Genomic DNA, 23,793 nt, shown 5'->3' on the forward strand with positions numbered 1-23,793 from the left:
GATCAAAAAGAGATTCAAAAAGTCTGAATATATATTTCTTATCGGAAAATTTAGGTAGGCTCTTATTATTAGAAAAGAGAAATTTACCCTAAATTTGTACATGTAATTATCAACACATATTTCAATACGATCAAATTCATCATTAAATACGACCAATGAACAAAATCATCAGCAAAGAGCATTTTTCAGAAAAAGTAGTAAAACTTGTTGTTGAAGCTCCTCTTATAGCCAAAGCCCGAAAAGCCGGACATTTTGTAATCGTGAGAGTCGGAGAAAAAGGAGAACGCATCCCGTTAACCATTGCATCCGCCGATGTCGCCAAAGGCACTATCACATTAGTAGTACAAGCAGTAGGCCGCTCTTCCCAAAAACTATGTGCGTTGAAAGAAGGCGACTATATTACGGATGTAGTCGGACCTTTGGGACAAGCCACACACATTGAAAAAGTAGGAACAGTCATATGCTGTGGCGGAGGTGTCGGAGTCGCTCCCCTGCTCCCCATTGTAGAAGCTTTTAAAAAAGCCGGGAACAAAGTCATTACGGTTTTAGCGGCAAGGACAAAAGAACTCATTATTTTGGAAGAACAGATGAGAGCCAATTCGGATGAAGTCGTAATCATGACCGACGACGGTTCTTATGGGAAAAAAGGATTGATAACAAACGGAGTAGAAGAGATTATCAATCGTGAAAAGGTCGATCTCTGTGTAACTATAGGACCGGCAATCATGATGAAGTTCGTTTCTCTATTGACAAAAAAATACGATATACCGACGGTAGCCTCTCTAAACACGATCATGGTCGATGGGACAGGTATGTGTGGAGCATGCCGGATAACAGTGGGAGGCAAAACAAAATTTGTCTGTGTTGACGGACCTGAATTTGACGCACACCAAGTAGATTTTGACGAAATGATGATGCGACTTTCTTCTTACAAAGGAATAGAATAATATTGAAACTATGAACAATAAAGAATATATGGCAGCTCAAAGAGCTGAAAGCTGGCGGGAAGAATTACGTCGGAACAAAAAAAACAAAGATCGTATCGATATTCCCCGGGTACACATGAACGAACTCGACCCGGCTTACCGAATCACCAACACCGAAGAAGTAAACCAAGGTCTTACGAAAGAACAAGCTCTTACAGAAGCTTGCAGATGCCTCGACTGTCCAGATCCTTTATGCATTACAGGCTGTCCGGTAGGAATCAACATCCCGAAATTCATCAAAAATATCGAACGAGGAGAATTTCTCGAAGCCGCAAAAACTCTGAAAGAAACCAGTGCATTACCTGCCGTATGCGGTCGGGTATGCCCACAAGAAAAACAATGTGAATCTAAATGTTTTTACACGCAAAAACTCCACAAAGAGGCTGTTGCAATAGGATATCTCGAACGATTTGCTGCAGATTATGAACGAGAAAGCGGGCAAATGTCCATTCCCGAGATAACTTCACGAAACGGTATTAAAATTGCAGTAGTCGGATCAGGACCTGCCGGACTTTCTTTTGCCGGAGATATGATAAAAAAAGGATATTCTGTGACCGTATTCGAAGCACTCCACGAAATCGGAGGAGTATTAAAATACGGAATTCCCGAATTCCGATTACCGAATAAAATCGTCGATGTCGAAATCGACAACCTTCGTAAAATGGGTGTGGAATTCATGGCCGACTGTATCATCGGAAAAACTCTGACTTATGAAGACCTGCATGAAATGGGATTTAAAGGCATATTCGTAGCCAGCGGTGCGGGATTGCCCCGTTTCATGAACATACCGGGAGAAAATCTCATAGGTGTGATGTCCAGCAATGAATACCTAACTCGTGTCAATCTCATGGATGCCGCCAGTTCCGATTCGGACACTCCGGTCATAAAAGGTAAACGAGTCGCTATTATAGGCGGAGGAAATACTGCGATGGATTCCGTCCGCACGGCACGTCGGTTAGGGGCAGATCGAGCAATGATCGTCTATCGACGTTCTGAAGAGGAGATGCCGGCTCGTATAGAAGAAATAAAACATGCCAAACAAGAAGGCGTCGAATTTTTGACCCTCCATAATCCCATAGAATATATCGGAGACCAAACCGGACATGTCAAACAAATGCGTCTTCAAAAAATGGAATTAGGAGAACCGGATGCATCCGGAAGAAGAAGTCCCGTTCCTATTCCCGGAGCAACCGACCTAATCGATATAGATGAAGTCGTTGTTAGCGTAGGGGTATCTCCTAACCCTCTTATCCCAAATTCTATAAAAGGATTGGAAGTCAGTAAATGGGGTACGATTGTCGTAAATCAGGAAACTATGCAATCCGACATTCCCGATCTTTTTGCAGGAGGAGATATCGTTCGGGGAGGAGCAACCGTAATTCTGGCAATGGGAGACGGGCGACGAGCAGCCGCAGCAATGGACGAATACATTAAATCCCAAGCATAAACACAACAGGCTGCCTTATTTAGAGCAGCCTGCTTTTTATTATACCAATACGGTTTTATTTTCTATTAGGACAATCTCTGTTTTTTTCGCAGCAAGGTTTCGGATTGTCGCATTTTTCCTTTGGACAATTTTTGTTTGGGCAATCTCCCTTTCTCTGCGGACATTCGGTTTTTGACTTAGGACATTCTTTTTTATTTTGTGCAATCGCATTACCGCCGATCATCATCGATACGGCCATAAAAGCTAATACTAAACCTTTTTTCATCATCATATAATATTAAAATTTGACTGTACAAATATAGAAACCAAAAGCCGTTTTTCTCTTTAACAAAATATAAAAAGCGCTGTCACGCAACTCCTAAATAACTATAAAATACAAGCAATAACTAAAAAAACTATATCAATAACCATTTTAACTAAAAAAAAACGTTTTCAACCGCTCCAGATTCCAACTCATTCTATCCGTTTAAATATTCCCTGTTCCCCTGTTTATACATCAGAAAAAAAAATGTATCTTCGTAAGATTAAAATAGAGAACACATGGAAGAATGGCTATCTCGAACCGAACAGCTTTTAGGAAAAGACACACTATCCGCATTACAAAATTCCCACGTTCTTATCGTCGGTGTAGGAGGAGTCGGTGCGTATGCCGCCGAGATGATCTGTAGAGCCGGAGTTCAAGAGATTACCATCATCGACGGAGATAACGTAAACCCGACGAATATCAACCGCCAGTTAATTGCAATGCATAGCACGGTCGGCAAACCCAAAACCCAAATTCTCGCACAGCGACTATTGGATATCAATCCCCGACTCAACATACATATAAAGCAGTTATATATGGACGAAGTCCAAACCGAAATACTACTCGATGAAGCAAAATATGATTATGTAATCGACGCAATCGATACTATCAGCCCCAAAATCGCACTATTGACAGGTTGCCTGAAACGAAAAATAAAGGTCATATCTTCTATGGGTGCAGGCGGTCGCATCGATCCTACACGCATTGCATACGCAGATATTTCGGAAACATACCATTGCGCTTTAGCCAAAGCTGTAAGGAAAAGGTTAAAAGATGCAGGCATAAGCAAAGGTATCAAAGTCGTGTTCTCTTCGGAACAACCCGACCGCAATGCGATCATACGAACAGATGAAGAGCGAAACAAAAAATCGACAGTCGGGACAATTTCTTACCTGCCGGCAATCTTCGGATGTTATTTAGCTGCCTATGTCATACGCAAACTTTCACAAAAATGATCGATATTATAAATATACATAAAAGTTACGGATCTCTCGAAGTGTTGAAAGGGATCAATGCCCATATCGGCAAAGGTGAGATCGTTTCTATCGTAGGCCCGAGCGGAGCAGGTAAAACAACACTATTGCAAATCATAGGAACTCTGGATAAACCCGACTCGGGAGAAATACACATCGGAGAAGTGCAGACCGGGAAATTAAAAAAGAAAGAGTTGTCCATTTTCCGAAATAATCACATCGGTTTTGTATTTCAGTTTCACCAATTACTCCCGGAATTTACAGCCATCGAAAATGTTATGATTCCGGCATTAATCCGAAAAGAAAAATCTTCGGTCGCCCGTAAACGTGCAAAAGAGATACTGGACTATTTAAACCTATCGGATAGGATGGAACACAAACCTGCTCAATTATCCGGAGGAGAAAAACAAAGAGTGGCTGTTGCCCGTGCATTAATAAACCAACCGGATGTTATTTTAGCAGACGAACCGTCAGGCAGTCTCGACACCCAAAATAAAGAAGAGTTACACAAACTCTTCTTTGACCTGAGAAACGAAATGGGACAAACATTTGTTATTGTTACGCACGACGAATCTTTAGCCCTAATCACAGAACGGGTAATACACATGAAAGACGGCCAGATAATTACTCCGGAAGAGAACATAAACGAAGTCTTATGAAACAATCATTTCAATTTATACTATTTTTAATAATTGTAATTCTCAGCGCCTGTAATGACGATGTCCGATACGATTATGGAAATTTTCGAATGGACTTTGTAACGGTTCTCTCTCCAGAAGAAGGAATACGGTTTCTTAGAGATGACGGGATCATCTTGCTCTCCGAAACAGCAAACGACGCAGATAACAAATATCTCGTTACCGGAAAAAGAATCCTATTGAGATATATACCCGGAGAACAAATTTCTCAAACAGAACTATCGGCAAAGATACAATCGATAACCTTCATTCCAGAAGGGAATATAACGTTCGTTTCACAAAAAGAACAAACCGAATCATTCGGTAATGACCCGCTATATATCATCTCGCTTTGGCCCGGAGGCGGATATTTAAACCTCCGCTATAAAATAGAACAAAATAATGACAAACACCAGTTCGCTTTACTTTATATCCAAGAAAACCAAATCTCGCTGGATACGATTTTTCTTGAACTGCGACATAAAGCAGACAGCGATAATCCGGGCTATTTAAGCAAAGGTTATGCCGCCTTTTCTCTGCAAAAAATACAAGACAAGATTCCGGAAGCAAAAGCCATAAAAGTCAATGCAAACGTGAGTAATCTAAAACAACAATATTTTATATTTAATACACAAACATTATGAACGAAAAGAACCAATTACAAATAGAACTCAGTGCCGAAGTTGCAGAAGGTATATACTCTAATCTCGCCGTTATCTCCCACTCTTCTTCTGAATTTGTGGTCGATTTTATCCGCATCATGCCGGGAATTCCTAAAGCTCCTGTAAAATCACGAATTGTACTTACTCCCGAACACGCAAAGCGACTGATGTTCGCATTACAAGAGAATATTATAAAATATGAGAAGCAATTCGGCAATATCCGGATTACCGAACCGGAAAACAATATTCCTCCATTCATGACCCCCGGAGGTGAAGCTTAGAGCCCGTATAAATTTCTATCCGAGACAAATCAAACAGATTTTAGAAGATTTTTAATCATTTAAAATAAAAGTTTCCCTCGAATTATGAAAACATACACTATCAATGACTTCGAAAAAATAGAAGAAATTATCAAAAGTGCACAAACCTGCTTCATAGGAATAAATAACCCCGGAAGCGCTCCATATATTATTCCGATGAATTTCGGATATGAAAACGGGACATTCTATCTACACTCAGGACCTGAAGGGAAAAAAACGGAACTCATTCGTAATGATAACCGAATAAGCCTATCTCTCCACGGAAATACCAAATTAGTATTTCAACATCCTGAAGTAGCTTGTAGTTACAGCATGGCTGCCGAGAGTATCGTATGCGAAGGAAAAGTCAAATTTATAACCGATTACGATGAGAAAATCCGCTGTCTAAACATTATAATGCGACATTATACCAATCGAGAATTCAAATATAATGCCCCAGCAGTGAATAATATCTGCATTTGGGAAATAAAACCGGAACAAATATTTTGTAAATCTTTCGGGAACTCAGCAAAAAGATAAATAATACAATGAAATCCGCACCCCGATTGCCCTAATTTCTATCAAATCATTACCTTTGTAAGGTATAATTAAACAAAAACATGGAACATAAACTCAATATTTACAACACGCTCAGCAGAAAAAAAGAACTATTTATTCCGCTCAATTCTCCGTATGTAGGTATGTATGTCTGCGGACCTACGGTTTACGGGGACGGACATCTCGGGCATGCTCGTCCGGCAATTACGTTCGATCTGCTTTTCCGTTATCTGAAACATCTCGGATATAAAGTCCGTTATGTACGCAACATTACAGACGTAGGACACCTCGAAAACGATGCGGACGAAGGAGAAGATAAAATTGCAAAAAAAGCGCGGCTCGAGCAATTAGAGCCAATGGAAGTAGTGCAATACTACCTCAACCGATACCACAAAGCAATGGAAGCCTTGAATGTTCTTCCTCCCAGCATAGAGCCCCATGCTTCAGGTCATATTATAGAACAAATCGAATATATAAAAAAAATATTGGATGCAGGATACGCATACATTAGCGACGGATCGGTTTACTTCGATGTCGAAAAGTATAATAAAGACTATCACTACGGAAAACTCTCCGGACGCAATATCGATGAACTGCTCAATACGACACGGGCTCTTGACGGACAACAAGAAAAACGCAACAGCGTCGATTTCGCTCTTTGGAAAAAAGCCTCACCCGAACATATCATGCGGTGGCCTTCTCCATGGAGTGACGGTTTTCCCGGCTGGCATCTCGAATGTTCTGCAATGGGAACAAAATATTTAGGAGAGGAATTCGACATTCACGGAGGAGGCATGGATCTGCTCTTTCCACATCACGAATGCGAAATCGCTCAGTCTGTAGCGGCACAAGGAAAAGAGACCGTACATTATTGGATGCATAACAACATGATTACGATCAACGGACAGAAAATGGGGAAATCCTTAGGTAATTTCATTACATTAGACCAATTCTTCACCGGAGATCACAAACTGTTATCTCAACCATTCAGTCCTATGACGATACGGTTCTTTATCTTGCAAGCACATTACCGCAGTACGCTTGATTTCAGCAACGATGCCCTCATCGCCGCAGAAAAAGCATATCAACGGCTTAGTGAAGGCTGGGAAAATCTCAATAAGATCATTCCGGGAACAGACTCTACCGTAGATATTAAAAATCTTCGGGAAAAATGTTACGAAGCAATGAACGATGACTTGAGCTCCCCGATCGTCATCTCATATTTATTCGATGCTGTTCGCATTATCAACACAATCCTTTCCGGCAAAGCCTCTATAAATGAAACCGATTTAGAGGAACTAAAAGAGATATTTCAAACATTCATGTTCGATATATTAGGATTAAAAGTAGAAAATAGCACAACGGGCAATGCTTCTAACGAAGCTTACGAAAAAGCTGTCGATCTATTGCTTGATGTACGCCAAGAAGCAAAGAATCATAAAGATTGGCAAACAGCAGACTTTATCCGCAATAAACTCTCTGAAATCGGATTTGAAATCAAAGACACCAAAGACGGTGCTGAATGGAAATTAAATAAATAGTAATCATTACAAAAACATAGGGAGTTTTCTGCATAAATAATATGGCGGAAAGCTCCTTTTCTATATCTATAAAAGAAAATATTATGGATTATATCGAATTTTTTAAAAACGACCGTTTCGCAACAGAAGCAGGGATCACACTTTCTGAGGTTCGTCCCGGGTATGCAAAAGCCAAACTAAAAATAAACGAACACCATCTGAATGCAGGAAACGTCGTTCAGGGAGGAGCACTGTTTACTTTAGCGGATCTGACAATTGCCGCCGCCGCCAACGCTAACGGCCGTCTGGCTTTCTCTATACAGTCGGACATTCGATTTCTTGAAAGCGCCACGATCGGAGAAACCCTGATCGCAGAAGCCCAAGAAATTTTGTTGCATAAAACGATCTGTCACTATAAAGCGAATATCACTACCGAAAACGGCCGACTTATTGCTGTATGTGACGGAATATGTTATAGAAAATAATATTACAGAGGTGTTTCAAAAATATGAGAATAGTTCCATAAAATAAATTACGGGACATATTGAGCTAACACATTCCTGATTGCGAGGAGAATATTATATTACTTTGGTCATCCAAAATTACTTGAATCCAAAACCAAAACACAATAACAATGAAAAAATCTCTCCTCGCAGGAATATTCCTGCTCACTACACTGTTACCTGCGTCTGCGCAAAACTTATTACAAGACGGAGGATTCGAAAACACAAAAACCTACGATTATGCAAACAACAAATCGACCGGTGAACTGCCCCGAATTTCAGCCTTAGGCAAATTAGGCAGCAATACGGAAACCAATAATCCGGTAATGGAGGCGGAAACAGTCGTACCAGGTTCTTGGTATCGTAAATCGGCAAATAGCGGATACAATCACGGAAAAATAGTTACCGATGATTATGCAGAAGGTGAAAAAGCGCTGAATCTGAGTATCACCGCCGGCAGTACAACGACCAAACTGGACACATGGGACAACAATACCGCTATTCAATATGTCACAATAGATCGTACCAAACAATATGTTCTAAAATTTAAAGCAAAAAATTTAGTCGGGAATTATCCGGTCTTCGCGGGGATGTCTGTAGGCGGAGGTTATGAAGTATCCGGCAGTAACTGGGTAACATTATCCTCAAACTGGGAAGAATACACCGTTATAATAGACCCGACGCAACACCAAGCCTCCGACACACATTACAGCGACAGCGATTTTCAAAAATCAGGAGTCGTATTCGGAAACAGAACAGAGTATGACGAAAATAACAAATCTCTCGAATCTTCTATACTTATCGATGACGTACGCCTATATGAAAAAGGTACCGAACCGGAAGAGGGGGATGTAAAAGACTTTATTATTAACGGAAACTTCGAAACCGGAGAACCTAATTCGAGTATCGTTACAGGGACTGATCCTTGGGGTGATTTTGTCGGGAAATGGGCTCTTGTCATTAAAGACAAATCTACAGGAACAGGAAGCATCACGACCGAAGAGGTTCATAATGGTAGCCAAGCACTAAAAGTAGAATTGACCAATATCTCTGCACGTTATCATTTCTTCCTCACTCAAGAGCTTCAAAATCTTACTCCGGGAGAATATACGTTCGCCTTATGGATGAAAGCATCAAAAGCGGATATACCGTTCAGAGTAGATTTTTCTATTGACGATGACAATATAGATGTCGTTAAATCTGCACAAACGACTGCAGCCGAATGGACTCGTTATGAAATAAAAGTCGATCTCTCGGATAAAACATCAGAAGATCTTTCTACCCTCCGTATACGCATCCGACCCAATTGTACCTCAAGTGGATCGGTAAAAAACGAAGCCGTTACTTACTATATCGATGACATCAGCTTCACATCGGCCTCCTCTGAAGAAGAAAAGCCCGATGAAGGAGAGCAAAAAGAGTTCATCACCAATGGAGATTTCGAAATCGGAGATCCTAATTCAAGTATTGTTATGGGAACAGATCCGTGGGGATCTAATTTAGTGAACACTTGGGGGCTTGTCATTAAAGGCAGTTCTACTGGAACAGGAACTATTACAACCGAAGAAATTCATGGAGGAAGTCAAGCATTGAAAATCGATTTGACAAACATAGATGCGCGATACCGGTTCTTTCTTGCCCAAGAGGTCCAAAACCTTGCTTCAGCAGAATATACTTTTGTCATGTGGATGAAAGCGTCAAAAGCAGGAATCCCTTTCCGGGTAGATTTTTCTATAAACAACAATACAAAAGATATTCTCACATCATCACAAACAACCGCAACCGAATGGACTCGTTACGAAATAAAAGTCGATATGTCAGATATTAAAACAACCGACCTATCTACTTGCCGTATAAGCATTCGTCCCAATTGTGCATCAGGGGGATCGGTACAAAACGAAGCCGTCACTTATTATCTTGACGATATCAGTTTTAAAGGAGTCGTTCCGGATGTGATTATATTTCAACCAGAGCCGTATTTGCAAAGCAAAACAACCGAAAGTATCTTGATCAACTGGCGAAGTGCCGATGGAGAAGAGGGAGTACCCACCGTAGAATACGGGACTACCGATCTGAATCTCACGGCAACAGGTACGACAAAATCCGTAGGAAGTTTGAAATGGTCCGGCGTTCGGCTGACCGGCTTATCTCCTGATACCGAATACCAATACCGTTGCCGGATCGGTGATAATATTTCTGAAGTTTACAAATTCCGTACACTTCCGGATAAAAACGTAAGCCGGGAAATCCGTTTCCTCTCATTCGGAGACTCTCATGAAGCCAGCTCTGTAACACCGGTACGGGAGGCTGCATTGAAATTCTTAAAACAGGAATTCGGAGAAGATTTACAAAACCATTTCGATTTCATTACATGTACCGGAGATATTATCTATAATTACGGACAATATGAAAATGAATTTGTAGAATCGCTCTTTACTCCAAACAAAGAACTTACGAATGCTCTTCCCATGAATATCGCTGCAGGTAATCACGATTTTGAGAAAAACGACTCAGAACATTCGTATTTCTATGATTTCATGGATTTCACCGATTTGAGCGATGCCGAAGGAGATGCAAAAGGGAAATATTATGCTCAACAAATAGGAAACGCCCTATACATTTATCTGAATACCAACCGGCAGTATCTTTGTCCGACAGATAACAGCAATCAGACTTATCAAACGAACACCGAGGCACAATTGAAATGGCTAAAAGATAAGCTGACAACTGCAGAAAGCGATAACACGATAGACATGGTCTTCATTTTTGGACATCACGGACACAGATATGAAATGTGGTCAGCACCCGATAATACTGCAACCCGTGAAGAAATAGCCGAACGGCTGTTCCCGGTATTTGAAAACTCTACAAAAATAAAAATGTATATGTACGGGCATACTCATTCTGTAGAAAGAGGTATCCTTGAGCTCAAAAACGGAAAAAGTATAACCCTTTTCCTGAACGGTAACGGAGGTTCTTATCCTGACTATTTCGGGAAATACAGCACAAACATAGATTATCCCGAAATACACCGGAATTCGGAGTTCATCGGATTTGCTATTACCGAAGTAGATCCTGTCGAAAAATCATATCAAACGACATACTACGGAGTCTCTCAACGCCGACCGGTCAACGGGGCTTCATCAACAACGTATATTCGCAAATATGATCCGGCGGAAATAATCGATCAATGGAGTGCAAAATGCGATGCATCCGTACCGACAACGCCGACAATGATCAAGCAAGAATACAATGCTACAGATGGAATATTTTCTCTTGAAGCGTCACCTGCTACGGATATGATGTCTGCAGAATATCAAATAATCAACACGGCAAATCAGGAAATGGTAATCGACACGATTATCCACCGGGAAAATATATTCGGCGTTACCGGATACTTTGAAACCGACGGGAAAATAGATTTAGAAAAATCATACCTGCCAGTCGATTTAAACGAAGGAATCGATCTCAACACTTTCACGGCAAAACTTCCCACAGGAAATTATAAAGCAAAAATCCGTTACCGTGACAATAATCTCAACTGGAGCGATTATTCTGATATCAATTCTTCAATCGACAGTCCGGCCGAAACCGATAATGATGTCGTCATAGCAGGAGGAACAGCAGAAGTCGTGATCGTATCCGATGGCGGAATTGCCGAAATTTACTCCCCTTATGGGGCATTATTAGCCAAAACGATACTGACAAACGGTGAAAATAGGATTAATGTTACTCCCGACTCACAAGTAATAGTGCGTGTCGTACGAAATAATAAATGTACAGTTAAGAATCTTCGGGTAAAATAAAACCCTTGGCTTCTTAAAAGATCTGCTGATCCAAAAAAGTTTCAAAACAAATTCTCGAAATGACTCCTGAAAAGTTCTTCATTTGACTATCAGGAGTCATTTCATTTTAAACGACTTTTTAGGCCTTACTCTCCAATAAAATAAAACTTCCGGTACTTTTTTCAAGAATAAAGTTATTAAAAACAGATATTACTATTTTTTTAGTTTGTTTTTAAGGAGATTTTAATGTATATATTAAGGATCTTCCATTTACTTTGTTCACGTTAACTTTTTTCTAAACATAACACATAACAGAAATGAAAAAAATAGCGGTTATCGCCTTTTTAGCTTTTATTTCAACCACACTCTTCGCTAAAGTAAAACTACCAGGTGTCTTAGCAGACAATATGGTGTTGCAACAACAGTCCCAAGTCAAGTTATGGGGAGAAGCGAAACCCGGAAGCATAGTAAACATAAAGCCGTCCTGGGCAAAAAGATCTTATTCCACAACGACAGGGAAAGACGGGAAATGGATACAGCAAATAACGACTCCGGTAGCCGGAGGCCCTTACGAAATCACATTTAATGACGGAGAAAAAACAACATTAAAAAATATTCTCATCGGAGAAGTATGGTTTTGTTCGGGACAATCCAATATGGAAATGCCGGTACAAGGGTTCGACCGACAACCGGTAAATAATATTCAGGATATTCTTATTAAAGCAAAAAAAGAAGTTCCGATCCGGTTCTGCAATATTCCCCGTATTACGGCAAAAACTCCGCAATCCGATTGTGAAACCCGATGGGAAGAACATACACCCGAAGGAGTTGCCAGAGCCAGTGCTACGGCTTATTTCTTTGCAAAATACTTAAATGAAGTTCTCGATGTCCCCATAGGACTGATAATCTCGAATTGGGGTGGATCGAAAGTAGAACCGTGGATGAGTATTGAAGCTCTCACCCCATTCAAGGACGAGGTCGATATTTCTCATCTGACTAATGACAAACCTGTAGGTCCTAAACAAGTGTTGCCCGGAGTATTGTATAACGCAATGATCTCTCCCGTTATCAACTATACGATAAAAGGAATGATCTGGTATCAAGGTGAAAGCAACAGAGGACAAGAAGAGTTATACGGACGTTTAATGCCGGCATTTGTAAAAGACTTACGTCAAAAATGGGGCTTAGGAGACTTCCCGTTCTATTATGTACAAATAGCCCCGTTCCAATATGACGGCGTCGATAAAACATCTTCTGCAAAATTACGAGAAGTTCAACTCCGGAATATGAATGAAATTCCGAATTCGGGAATGGCTGTAACTTTAGATATAGGAGAAAAAACCAAAATCCATCCGGCAGAAAAAGAAAAAGTAGGAAACAGACTGGCTTACTGGGCCTTAGCAAAGACCTATAATAAAAACAATTTCGGATATTCCGGTCCTATATATAAATCTATCGAAATAAAAGGGAATAAGATTTATGTCAATTTCAGTAATGCCCCCAAAGGGGTCGCTCCTCTCGAAACTGAACTGCCCGATTTCGAAATCGCCGGAGAGGATAAAATATTCTACCCGGCAAAAGCGGTTATCGAAGCCAAGAGCGGACGTTTAGGAGTCAGCAGCCCGCAAGTTCCTAATCCCGTTGCAGTCCGCTACGCTTATAAAAATTTCGTAGTAGGCTCTCTTTTCGATGTTTACGGACTTCCGGCATCCTCTTTCCGCAGTGATAACTGGGAAATAAAATAGCTAACACAAACACACACTACATAATATGAAAGGAGCGTTCCTGTGAAGGAATGCTCCTTTTTTTACAAAATAATCTTGTATCTGTAGTTTTTTCCCGATTTATCTGTCAATCTCAATACATATATGCCTGAAGACAAATTTTCTGTCAAAATACTATAAGAATATTCACTCTCCTTTTGCCATTTGCATGGGAATGACATACCTTGTATATTGAATACCTCCAAATTTTTTAATATTCTTCCGCCAGTATCGATACGCAATACTCCTCTGCCTTTCAAAATCTGTATTTGCAAATCCGAAATAGTATTCTCAACCGATGATGGTAATAGTTCCCAAGTCTCAGGAAGTTCCCTTATCTCGGACAGAGATAATTCATCATTATAAATACGAATCTCATCCAATATTCCCGCAAAAGTATATTCTGTATCGGTACGATCTTTTCTACCATAAGTAATATCCTTATCCGTAGTTCCGATATTTCCGGAATGTTTCATAAACGAATAAAATTCCCCATTTACATACAACTCCATAGAATACCCCGTATATACGGCAGTAATATGATAAAATTTATTCAGATCCAAAGGAATCTTATAATCCAGATCTTTCGTCCCGTCAGAAGTATTTACCGTCCACCTCAAGGTCATATCGGGAGAAAGTGAAATTTTATAGCGTTCTTCCCAACTACCGTGAGAAACAAGAAATTGTTCCCTCCCAGGCGTATTTTCCGGAGAAACCCAAAAACCGATCGTCACTTTATCCTGTACCCCAAGGGCTTCATCATTTTCCGTATATAAATATGAAGACGAGGACAGAGAATATGCCGAAGATTCACGACCCAACGCATCCGTAACAAACGAGCCACCTTCAGGTATTGCATCATAAATTCCGAGACTTGCAGCGTTAGAACAGTCACCGTTTAGAGGATAGTAAATCAAAGGTGTCTTTACTGCCGATTTTTCTTCCTTAACCAAAACTTCCAACGATTTCATATCCTCCCCGAACCGATTTTTCGCAGTGCAACTTATCGTATATACTCCGGGGACAGAAGGTAATGTCCAACGACTGGAAAAATCTGAAAGGTTTTCTATATCACCGCCATCACACTCCCAAGAAACCGTAAGTCCCGGCGTTTCCTCCGCCAATACCGAAGTAACATCTATCGTTTCTCCCGGAGACAAAGGCATAGACGAACTTGTTTCAATACTTGTCAATGAAGGTTTATCATACATACTCTCCAACACCTCAACAGTTACCTCTCCCGATATGGTTTGATTACGAGCACTTCCGACAGCCTTTATCGTATAAAGGCCGAGAGTCGAAGGTACATTCCAATTTAAATAAGATCCCGTCCATTCACTTTGAATAGGTTCGCCATTTACACTCCATTGATATACGACAGAAGCTCCCAACGGAATATTATCCGCATACACATTCAATTTAACGGTATTACCCGGTACAGTCACTTCCTGATCTGCCACTATTGCTTTTAGCCTTAAATTTCGAGAATAATCATAACCATAATAAAAATCTATAACTTGGTTACCTGCCAACAAACGATGTCCGGAAACTGTTTGTTCCGTACCGGAAGGTATAACAGTCAACAAGCAAACCCCATCCGATGGAACAGAAAAAGAAGCTGTCCCCGAAATTCGAGAAACCACATTCCGCTCGGATATGGCATCATACAAATCATATTCTCCTGACGGTAATTCCAACTCTACCGTCTTATCCTCAGAATAAGGATTATAATACAAATAAACCGGGAAAACCGCATTTCCGAAAAAATCAGTTTTATTAACATCGATCCGGAGGATACCTTCGACATTGGTTTTCTCGATCAATGCCGCCAAATATCCGACACTAGAACCGCTATACAAAGATATATTCGTAGCAGCCCAGCCACCTCCGGTAGCATCCCCCATTACATAAGGAGATTTATTATTCCAAACCTCTTTCATCGATTCATAAGGAATACAACTTTCGGTATCATAAACAGAAGACCATGCATAACTTTGCGGTTCTTGATGATCTTCCGGAAGTACATTATTATAAAATAGGCGACTTGCATTCGCGATATTCAACAACCACTTCCCGATTGCACGCGCATAACGTTTATCATATTTCGCAACAGGAGCTAAAGCTGCCGCCTGCTGAAAACCGTTCATAACAAAAGCATAATCATCTCCGTTATCATTCGCTTCACCGATAAGTCCCGAGACATCATATCCTCCCCATGTACCGACAATAGCGCCCCAACCGCGAGTACGCCCCCAATCGAAACACCAATTAATCAATCGGTCTATATTATAAGAACAATCCTGCTCTGCATTCATTCTCGCAGCAATCAACGTTCCATAAGGCAACTGCAACTCATAAGAAGGATTCTCTCCGAACGCACACAAAAATTCAAGTGCAAGCTGTGCTCCCTCAAAATATTTCTTATCTCCAGTCTGGGTATAGGCCTGATAAAGCAACCAGGCTATTGTCCCGGCGGATTCAGGCTCTTTTGCACCGCTTGTCAAAGGCTTTCCGGTAACTAAATTAAATGCCCGGTGATTCATATCCGGAACTGTCCAAGGTTGCAAGCTACCACCCAATTTATAAACAGCCTCTAACCAACGATCTGCAACTTCAGTAAATTGAGTTTCAAAATCAGCATCGGCATCCGGATAAAGAGAATAAAGCTGATAAAAATATACATTAGGCATGAGATCATACCACCAATCTTTTCCCGATGTCGCAGAATATCCGTTCAAATAAACATTCTGTTCATTTTTCTTGTTAAAAAAATCTTTAGCATAAGATACATAATTCTCTCCGTTATCAGAAGATTTGTCGACACCGACCAAAGATGCGCCTACAATAGCCGGCAATATATTAATCGCCTCTGCCTGACTGCCATGACTATTTGATCCAACATAAGTATCCAAACGTATCTGCTTAGAGCCGGGATAATTATTCCCTTGCGATTTAATCTCAATCAGAGGTAAATAACTACCGGTTTTATTTTTGTCGAAAACAAATTTATCATAAGCCTTTGCAACCGATTTCCAATCCCTCATCTGATAAGGGGACGGTAGATTCGGCATCTTCTCGATTCTCGAAACGGGAATCTGATCGGCAAAACAAAATATGCCGATGTTCGGATAAAAGAACAAGCTAAAGAATAAGTAAAATACCTTTTTCATCATATTTCATGTGTGTCAGATAAATATAAAAGGAGGAGACACAGAAGAAGACCTTATGTCCGTTTCCGATGTCCCCTCCGGGATTAGGCTAAATCAAAAATGATTCTTATTTTTTCTCGTCATTATACAATTTCGAAACCTGACCTTCGGTAAGAGCGATATTATAAATCTTCAACTCATCCAAAGAACCGGCAAAATAATCCCATCCTGAAGGTTCGATAGGTAATGTAACCCAATCCCATGTCGAAGCTTCGGCATAAGTCGTAGCGCAACCGATCAAGAACGGCAGTTTTTCTCCTGAGGCAGGAAGATAAGCAGATTTCTGAGATCCTGCCAAACCCGGTTTTCCGCTGGCATCCCAAGTTTTTGTCAACTCTCCGTTTACATAGAAAGATAAAGTATGAGCATTCAAATCCATAGAAACTACCAAATGAGTCCACGTATTTATCGGGAATGACTCTACATGTTCATTATCCGCATCGACACCTGCAACAGTCGTAGCAACAGTAAAGAAAGGTTTACCTTCATTCTGAAGATTCAATTTCCAGTTTTCCCAGTAATTCATAGAAAGGATATAATTTCCGGCTCTGCTTTCTTTCGGATTTATCCATACCGAGATAGAGAGCGTATTGCTGAGCAATGATGTTTCACTGAAATCGTCAACTTCAAGACATGCTCCATTATCAAAACTCAAAGCTTTTCCCTTAACCCCGTCAACAAATGAAGGAACTTGAGTATTCGTTCCGAAAATCTCACTCGGTCCGGTTTTCATCTTAGCAACCCATGCTTGCACACCGGTAGAAACAAGACTTGTACCTTCTCCCTCATCAAAGCTCCATTCTGCTAATAAATTATCCAAAGGAATTGCGTCATACGCACTTTGTTCAAAAGTAGTTTTCGCTTCTTTCAACTGAACAAGCAGATTATTCAACGTCGTTTGCGTCAGATCTCCGGCTACAGCACTCTTAATTGCATTTACTTTCGATTGAAACGTAGTAATGGCAGCTTCAGGATAATCATCCGTAGTCGCGCTACTCAATAAAGATTCACATTCGCTCAGCAATGCATTGATCTCTGTCAAGTCCAGAGGAGTAGAGTCCTTATCTTCATCGTCATTTCCACAAGAAGGCAAAAAAAGCGTTGTCAAACAGGCTACCATCAAGATAGCGATCATTCTGAAATTTAAAAATTTTCTCATGTTCGTTTAAATTTTAATTGTGTTATTAATGGATATTATGATTATGTTACTTTATCCCAAGATTTGCATCTTTTTCAGATTGTGGAATCGGGAAATAAAAACGAGGTTCTTGCCATTTAAATGAAGAGCCCAAAGCCGCTTCCGCCACATCTTTTCCCCAACGCATCAAATCGAAAAAACGGTGAAATTCAAAACCTAACTCTTTACGACGTTCTTTCCGGATTACTTCACGCATCGCCGATTCCGTAACTGTACTTACCCCAGCCAGACCGGCCCTATCACGCACCTTATCCACCTCTATTTTCGCAAGATCAGGATGGTGTGTTTCATTCAAAGCTTCGGCCTTCATGAGCAATATATCGGCATATCTCAAATAAATATAGGACAACCCTCCATCACCTTTTGTCCCTTTGCTGACCTCATCCAACGGCTGATTATGTTTTTTTACAAGATAACCTGTTGCAGGAGACCATGAAGAACTGAAAACATCACCATTAAACCAATCCTTTCCATCTCTTCCGATCGAAGCGTCCAAACGAAGATCATCTTCTCCGTTCACTTGCTTTTCGTCAAACGCATCTACATAACTCTGGGTCGGAGCATCGAAATAATAGCCCGATTCATTTTGCGGAGCTAACCACTGATTAAGAGAATTTCCCAATCCGGGATTCTGACCGCTCAAAAAACGAATAGCGAACAGAACCTCTTTACTATCTTCACCTCCTAACTTGAACAAATTGGAATAAGGACGTTCCAAATCATAAATATCCAAATTTTCGATCAATTGAATAGTGGTCAAAACATCACTATATTTTTTTTGATAAAGTTGGGCTTTAGCCAATAATCCGTACGCTGCGCCCCGAGTCACCCGTCCTGCATCCGAAGTCGAATAAGAGACCGGCAAAGTCGATGCATCTCGAAGGTCTTTTTCGATCTGACTATAAATCGCAGATACGGAACTCAACCCCACATGAATAGACGCATCATCGATTTGAGGAAGCAACTTCAACGGCACTTCTCCATAAATATTTACCAAATGGAAATATACAAATGCTCTGAAAAATTTAGCCTCAGCAACATATCGATCTCGTAAAGTCGCATCCATATCGATATTCGGGACATAAGCAATTACATTATTGGCACGGGATATTACTTCGTACGATGACTGCCAAAATTCAGAAAGAACACCATTATCGGCATTTGCCGAAAAATCATCTATATAAGAAAGATCAGCCTGATCTCCATCGCTACCACCCTTTACCGCGTCATCAGATGCGACATCTCCGAATTTCCACAAATCTATGCAATAAGTAGCCGCATTATAAACACCATTTACAGCCAATTCGGCTTGTGTAGCATTCGAGAAAATATTATCAGAGTTAAAATCTCCTTTTAACTTCTCATCCAGAAAATCGTCACAGGCAGAAAGAGTACATACTGCCAATGCCGCTATAATTATATTTTTCATCTGTGTCATGTTTTAGAAGGTTAAATTCACTCCAAATGTATAAGTCCGGGCTGCAGGATAAGTACCCCAGTCGATACCGGCAGCCCGGTCGCCTTCGCTGGTAGAGTTTGCACTAACAGTCATTTCGGGATCGAATCCGCTGTACTTGGTAATAGTAAACAGATTAGTTGCCGACAGGTAAAGCCGCAGCCGGTCTATCCCCCAATGATTGGTTTTGAAAGTGTACCCTAATTGAATATTCTTCAAACGCATATAAGAACCGTCTTCCAGAAAACGGGTAGAAACTCTGGCATTATTCGATTTCGCACTCCATGAAGCACGAGGATATTCATTTGTAGAGCCCTCGCCGGTCCAATGATTATCATAATACCGTTTAGTAACATTAAAACCACGATAAAAACCTTCAGAATCCGTCAATATCTGATTATATATCTTTTGTCCGAAAGCCCCCTGAAAGAAAATATTCAAATCGAAACCTTTCCAATATCCGTTCAACGTAAGTCCCATTGTCATTTTAGGAATAGCACTACCCACATGCACCCGGTCATTCTCATCGATAGTACCGTTATTATCCTGATCGACAAATTTTACATCTCCGGGTTTTATATTAGCCCCTTGATAAGCTGAAGTCAGAATCTCTGCCTCATTTTGGAATATACCATCCATCTCATACATAAAAAACGACCCGATCGGATAACCGACTTCTGTCTTCGTAGCATAAATTCCATTATCTACACGACCGCCGACAATAGGAGCATTTAACGCAAGCACTTCGTTCTTAAGGAATCCGGCATTCAACGTTACATCAAAACCTCCGTCTTTATAATCTTTGCGATACATAAACTCAAGATCGACTCCACGGTTCAAGACTTTTCCGTTATTGATCCAATAGGGCTCTGCATCCCCGATCGAAGGAGGCAACGGAGCTTGCACCAACATATCTTTGGTGATTTTATTATAAAAATCCACCGAGAAAGCAAAAGACCCCTTCAACAATTCCAAATCAAGTCCCACATTGAACTGGTTACTGGTTTCCCATTTCAAATTCGGATTCCCGAGTTTTGTCTGAGCATAACCGCTGACAGACGTACCTCCGAAAGGATAATTATAATTAGACGAATAAATATCCGAATAAGCATAGTTACCGATATTTTGATTACCGATAGATCCGTACCCCGCACGAAGTTTCAACTTATTAATAACCGTTACATCCTGCATAAAAGCTTCTTGTTCGATATTCCATCCGGCAGAAGCAGAGTAAAAAGTACCCCAACGATTATCTCCCACAAACTTTGAAGAACCGTCTCTACGAATCGTTCCCGAAACATAGTAACGCGAACGATAATCATAACTTGCCTGTCCGAAGAAAGAGGCTAAAGTAGAAGAATATTCCGATTCTTTACTGACTTTTTCTCCCGTACCTCCTCCGATATAAAGGACATCCTTATTCCATACCGGAAAATCTTGATCTGAATTACTCATCGACTCGCCGGTACTTCTTATAGCCTCGAAACCGGCCATTACAGACAAATTATGAACTTCATTAAAAGTCTTATTCCAATTTAATAAAGTATTAAATGTCCATCCCAGATTCCGACTATGATCTACTGTAACACTGTTCGGATTATTGATGCGGTTATCATCTCCCCACGAAGCATTATAAACTTTATATTTATAATTTTTATAGTCAATACCGAAATTATTTGTCCAGCTCAAGTTAAAAGGAAGTTTGAACGTTGCATAAATTCTCGAGAACAGACCTTCTTCTGTTTTTTTACGGTCGGTATTTTCCGCTAAAGCAACCGGATTATACCCGTCTCCGAAAAATGTATCATAAATAGAATTACCAAAATAAGTGCTCGGCTTGTCGATATATTGACCCGCTCCGTCTTTTATCGGAATAGCAGGATTCCTGAACATGGCATAACGGACAACACTACCTCCTTCGCTATTTCCGTACCCGTCACCGGAACTTGATACAGAACGAGTATTCCCTAACGAACCGCTCATATTAAATCCTACCTTCAACCAATTCTTCACATCCGAATTAATATTCGCCCGTAAAGTCGCCCGGTTATAACCGCTGTTTCTGATAATCCCTTCCTGATTAAAATAAGTCCCGGAGATCATATAATTAGTCTTGTCATTTCCCCCGCTGACGCTCAGTTCCTGAGAATATATCGGCGCTGTCTGGAAAATAGACGCAACATGATCCACATCCGCCAGCCCATTCAAATAATCTCCGGCAAGGCGTGTCCGTTTTATCGAAGATCCGGCATTGTCGGCATCCACCGCTTGATTATAAATATCGATATATTCCGCTGTATTCGCCATCTCGATCAAGTTGGCATGTGTCTGAAATCCGAATTGTCCGTGATAAGTAATCTGAGCTTTTCCTTTTTTACCGGTTTTTGTTGTAATCAACACGACTCCGTTATTTGCACGAGAACCGTAAATCGCAGCAGAAGAAGCATCTTTCAATACCGAGATATTTTCAATATCTCCCGGAGAAATACTATTTAATGCATCCTCAACCGGAATACCGTCAACAATATACAACGGATCATTGCTCGAACTGATAGACCCGACACCACGTACTCGGACTGAAACCCCAGCTCCGGGTGCTCCCGTAGCATTCGAGACCTGTACTCCTGCAATACGTCCTTGCAAAGCCTGTGCTGTCGAAGAAACCGGAAGTGCATTAATCGATTTACTGTCTATTTTAGAAACAGCTCCTAATACATCCCGTCTTTTCATAGAAGTGTAACCGACTACGACAACTTCATCCATCAATTCGGTTTTTTCACCCAAAGCTACATTTAAAACTTTCTGCCCGTTAAGTTTTATTTTCTGAGTTTCATACCCCATATATGAAAATATCAAAGTTGCATTGTCCGATACCTTAATCGAATAATCTCCGTCAAGGCCAGTAGACGTTCCTGTTGTCGTACCGTCCACACGAACATTCACACCCATCAAAAATTCTCCCGTAGCCGCATCCTTTACCTTACCGGTAATCGTGCTTTGGGTCTGAGCATTTGCCAGACAAACAAAGGCAAATAAACTCATCAATAAGAAAATTCTTTTCATCTTGTGCTTTATGATTTATGTTAACGTATATTATTTATAACTAATGACATGATTATCTTTGGTAACAATGCGACCGTCAACCGACCGTAATTTCATCCCCGAAGGTAACTCTACAATTACACTGGCATTCAATGCCGGTAACTCGATCTCAAAAGATCCACTCTTCCCACGAGCTATGTACTTTTTGGTAACTATATCAAACAGGTCGACTTTTTCCTCACTATAATAACCGATAACTTTATTCTCAGCATGCGGATTGTAATAGAGATACACAGGATAAGGACGTTCTGAATAAAAATCGGTAGTATTACAATTTATGCGTAAAATTCCGGATTCCGAAGTTTCAGAAACCATTGCTCCCAAAATACCGACCGGAGAGGTACTATACAAGCTGAACATGCTTTCCGCCGGATTAGCGGAAGTCCAATTAGGCCCGTCTCCTAAAGCGACAGGTTCGATACCTTTCAAAGATTCTTTACCGTAACAATCTGTTTTCCTCAATCCTTCATAAGCAATATTATTATCAGTAAGACCCTTCATCTCCGGTAACCACTGATGTTCATCATCGATTTCTCCCGGATAAAAAAGTCGGCAGGCATTTACATTGTTCAACATCCATTTTCCGATAGCCGTAGCAAACTGAGGTTCATACTTGACCATCGGTACTAACGGCCACGTCAATTTTACACTATTCATAAAAAAGGCATATCCTCCTCCATCCAAAATACTGCCTTGAAGTCCCGAAACATCATAATCTCCCCAGCGACCGGCCATCACACCCCAACCATATCTTCCATTAGGATTCTGACATCCGTCAAATGTCCAGTCCAGTATCTTCTTTACATCATATTGCGTTCCCTCTTCTGCATTCAACCGAGAAGCAACAATAGCCGACATAGGTAAAAGAATTTCATAAAACCGACTCTCCTTCTGGGAAAGTAATGCTTCTAATGCAGACTTGGCATGCTGCAAATAGCGCGGATCTCCGAACTTTTTATAGGCGGCATACAGCACATAAGCATGACCTCCTGCGGCATCCTGCTGAAGCGGGATATTATTAACCATCCCTTTCATTTGGGAATAATCAAAATAAGAATAATCATAATTCCCATTTAGCACAGAATCGGCCTTACAAAACTGCTCCGCAATAACATGTTGGATCGAATCAGCTCCGGAGACTCCCGGAAAGACATCGCACACGGCATAATAAAGAACATTCGGAAAGACATCGTACCACCAATCTCGACCATATCCGCCTCCTAATAACGCAACTTCCGGGCAAGTATTGTTCATTACGATATTCCATCCGTTATCCGAATTAAAATAGTTCTGTACCATTTTAACCTACATTATTCATAGTGGATTCATTTCAGGTTATCAAAACAGATA

At 40.7% G+C, this 23,793-nt stretch carries 16 protein-coding genes and 1 pseudogene; 11 read left to right on the plus strand and 6 right to left on the minus strand.

Features of this window, described 5'->3' with window-relative positions; genetic code table 11:
- Positions 1-155 precede the first annotated feature (155 nt).
- Both AC1WHX_RS02060 and gltA read left to right on the plus strand, forming a co-directional pair.
- Positions 156-947: a sulfide/dihydroorotate dehydrogenase-like FAD/NAD-binding protein gene (locus AC1WHX_RS02060; RefSeq protein ID WP_022600216.1), complete on the plus strand. Its 792-nt coding sequence runs from the start codon at positions 156-158 to the stop codon at positions 945-947.
- A gap of 10 nt (positions 948-957) precedes the next feature.
- On the plus strand, positions 958-2,433 hold the full coding sequence (gene gltA, locus AC1WHX_RS02065) for an NADPH-dependent glutamate synthase (protein ID WP_022390852.1): 1,476 nt from the start codon (positions 958-960) through the stop codon (positions 2,431-2,433).
- A 55-nt stretch (positions 2,434-2,488) separates the two neighbouring features.
- Here the strand turns inward: gltA and AC1WHX_RS02070 are convergent, their stop codons facing one another.
- The gene (locus AC1WHX_RS02070; RefSeq protein ID WP_022600213.1) at positions 2,489-2,704 is read right to left on the minus strand and encodes a hypothetical protein; all 216 of its coding nucleotides are present in this window, start codon (positions 2,702-2,704) and stop codon (positions 2,489-2,491) included.
- A gap of 269 nt (positions 2,705-2,973) precedes the next feature.
- Here AC1WHX_RS02070 and AC1WHX_RS02075 point away from each other — a divergent pair, with 269 nt between their 5' ends.
- From AC1WHX_RS02075 to AC1WHX_RS02115, 9 genes are all read left to right on the plus strand, one after another.
- Positions 2,974-3,693, plus strand: coding sequence for a tRNA threonylcarbamoyladenosine dehydratase (locus AC1WHX_RS02075; protein ID WP_009318480.1), 720 nt, complete (start codon positions 2,974-2,976; stop codon positions 3,691-3,693).
- Positions 3,690-4,370, plus strand: a complete 681-nt coding sequence (locus tag AC1WHX_RS02080; RefSeq protein WP_481228828.1) for an ABC transporter ATP-binding protein — start codon at positions 3,690-3,692, stop codon at positions 4,368-4,370. The genes AC1WHX_RS02075 and AC1WHX_RS02080 overlap by 4 nt, the downstream gene beginning before the upstream one ends.
- Positions 4,367-5,032: a NigD1/NigD2 family lipoprotein gene (locus AC1WHX_RS02085; protein ID WP_303115283.1), complete on the plus strand. Its 666-nt coding sequence runs from the start codon at positions 4,367-4,369 to the stop codon at positions 5,030-5,032. The genes AC1WHX_RS02080 and AC1WHX_RS02085 overlap by 4 nt, the downstream gene beginning before the upstream one ends.
- Positions 5,026-5,331 carry a DUF3467 domain-containing protein gene (locus tag AC1WHX_RS02090; RefSeq protein ID WP_031258205.1) on the plus strand — a complete coding sequence of 102 codons (306 nt, stop codon included), beginning with the start codon at positions 5,026-5,028 and terminating at the stop codon, positions 5,329-5,331. Before AC1WHX_RS02085 ends, AC1WHX_RS02090 begins: the two co-directional genes overlap by 7 nt.
- 84 nt (positions 5,332-5,415) lie before the next feature.
- Positions 5,416-5,889 (plus strand): pyridoxamine 5'-phosphate oxidase family protein, encoded by a 474-nt coding sequence (locus AC1WHX_RS02095; protein ID WP_122337772.1) that lies wholly within the window; start codon positions 5,416-5,418, stop codon positions 5,887-5,889.
- An 80-nt stretch (positions 5,890-5,969) separates the two neighbouring features.
- Positions 5,970-7,448, plus strand: coding sequence for a cysteine--tRNA ligase (gene cysS / locus AC1WHX_RS02100; protein WP_009318475.1), 1,479 nt, complete (start codon positions 5,970-5,972; stop codon positions 7,446-7,448).
- Positions 7,449-7,531: 83 nt separating this feature from the next.
- Positions 7,532-7,912 (plus strand): PaaI family thioesterase, encoded by a 381-nt coding sequence (locus tag AC1WHX_RS02105; protein ID WP_009318474.1) that lies wholly within the window; start codon positions 7,532-7,534, stop codon positions 7,910-7,912.
- A 149-nt stretch (positions 7,913-8,061) separates the two neighbouring features.
- Positions 8,062-11,736: a purple acid phosphatase family protein gene (locus tag AC1WHX_RS02110; protein ID WP_481228829.1), complete on the plus strand. Its 3,675-nt coding sequence runs from the start codon at positions 8,062-8,064 to the stop codon at positions 11,734-11,736.
- 296 nt (positions 11,737-12,032) lie between these two features.
- Positions 12,033-13,460 (plus strand): sialate O-acetylesterase, encoded by a 1,428-nt coding sequence (locus tag AC1WHX_RS02115; protein ID WP_022600199.1) that lies wholly within the window; start codon positions 12,033-12,035, stop codon positions 13,458-13,460.
- Between the two features lie 62 nt (positions 13,461-13,522).
- Here AC1WHX_RS02115 and AC1WHX_RS02120 read toward each other — a convergent pair whose 3' ends face one another.
- From AC1WHX_RS02120 to AC1WHX_RS02140, 5 genes and pseudogenes are all read right to left on the minus strand, one after another.
- Entirely contained in the window at positions 13,523-16,651 is a 3,129-nt protein-coding gene (locus AC1WHX_RS02120; RefSeq protein WP_481228830.1) for a LamG-like jellyroll fold domain-containing protein, read from the minus strand.
- A 103-nt stretch (positions 16,652-16,754) separates the two neighbouring features.
- Positions 16,755-17,846 carry a LamG domain-containing protein gene (locus AC1WHX_RS02125; protein WP_009318468.1) on the minus strand — a complete coding sequence of 364 codons (1,092 nt, stop codon included), beginning with the start codon at positions 17,844-17,846 and terminating at the stop codon, positions 16,755-16,757.
- A gap of 46 nt (positions 17,847-17,892) precedes the next feature.
- The gene (locus AC1WHX_RS02130; protein WP_009318467.1) at positions 17,893-19,314 is read right to left on the minus strand and encodes a RagB/SusD family nutrient uptake outer membrane protein; all 1,422 of its coding nucleotides are present in this window, start codon (positions 19,312-19,314) and stop codon (positions 17,893-17,895) included.
- A 12-nt stretch (positions 19,315-19,326) separates the two neighbouring features.
- Positions 19,327-22,404: a SusC/RagA family TonB-linked outer membrane protein gene (locus tag AC1WHX_RS02135; protein WP_122303668.1), complete on the minus strand. Its 3,078-nt coding sequence runs from the start codon at positions 22,402-22,404 to the stop codon at positions 19,327-19,329.
- Between the two features lie 30 nt (positions 22,405-22,434).
- A pseudogene (locus AC1WHX_RS02140) lies at positions 22,435-23,748 on the minus strand (hypothetical protein); the annotation flags it as partial.
- Positions 23,749-23,793 lie beyond the last annotated feature (45 nt).

Source organism: Coprobacter sp. (genome assembly GCF_982436375.1).

Bases quoted from the DNA above. Each gene is read 5' to 3' on its own strand.
- AC1WHX_RS02060 (WP_022600216.1), top strand. From the start codon at position 156: ATGAACAAAATCATCAGCAAAGAGCATTTTTCAGAAAAAGTAGTAAAA.
- gltA (WP_022390852.1), top strand. From the start codon at position 958: ATGAACAATAAAGAATATATGGCAGCTCAAAGAGCTGAAAGCTGGCGG.
- AC1WHX_RS02070 (WP_022600213.1), bottom strand. From the start codon at position 2,704: ATGATGATGAAAAAAGGTTTAGTATTAGCTTTTATGGCCGTATCGATG.
- AC1WHX_RS02075 (WP_009318480.1), top strand. From the start codon at position 2,974: ATGGAAGAATGGCTATCTCGAACCGAACAGCTTTTAGGAAAAGACACA.
- AC1WHX_RS02080 (WP_481228828.1), top strand. From the start codon at position 3,690: ATGATCGATATTATAAATATACATAAAAGTTACGGATCTCTCGAAGTG.
- AC1WHX_RS02085 (WP_303115283.1), top strand. From the start codon at position 4,367: ATGAAACAATCATTTCAATTTATACTATTTTTAATAATTGTAATTCTC.
- AC1WHX_RS02095 (WP_122337772.1), top strand. From the start codon at position 5,416: ATGAAAACATACACTATCAATGACTTCGAAAAAATAGAAGAAATTATC.
- cysS (WP_009318475.1), top strand. From the start codon at position 5,970: ATGGAACATAAACTCAATATTTACAACACGCTCAGCAGAAAAAAAGAA.
- AC1WHX_RS02105 (WP_009318474.1), top strand. From the start codon at position 7,532: ATGGATTATATCGAATTTTTTAAAAACGACCGTTTCGCAACAGAAGCA.
- AC1WHX_RS02110 (WP_481228829.1), top strand. From the start codon at position 8,062: ATGAAAAAATCTCTCCTCGCAGGAATATTCCTGCTCACTACACTGTTA.
- AC1WHX_RS02115 (WP_022600199.1), top strand. From the start codon at position 12,033: ATGAAAAAAATAGCGGTTATCGCCTTTTTAGCTTTTATTTCAACCACA.
- AC1WHX_RS02120 (WP_481228830.1), bottom strand. From the start codon at position 16,651: ATGATGAAAAAGGTATTTTACTTATTCTTTAGCTTGTTCTTTTATCCG.
- AC1WHX_RS02125 (WP_009318468.1), bottom strand. From the start codon at position 17,846: ATGAGAAAATTTTTAAATTTCAGAATGATCGCTATCTTGATGGTAGCC.
- AC1WHX_RS02130 (WP_009318467.1), bottom strand. From the start codon at position 19,314: ATGAAAAATATAATTATAGCGGCATTGGCAGTATGTACTCTTTCTGCC.
- AC1WHX_RS02135 (WP_122303668.1), bottom strand. From the start codon at position 22,404: ATGAAAAGAATTTTCTTATTGATGAGTTTATTTGCCTTTGTTTGTCTG.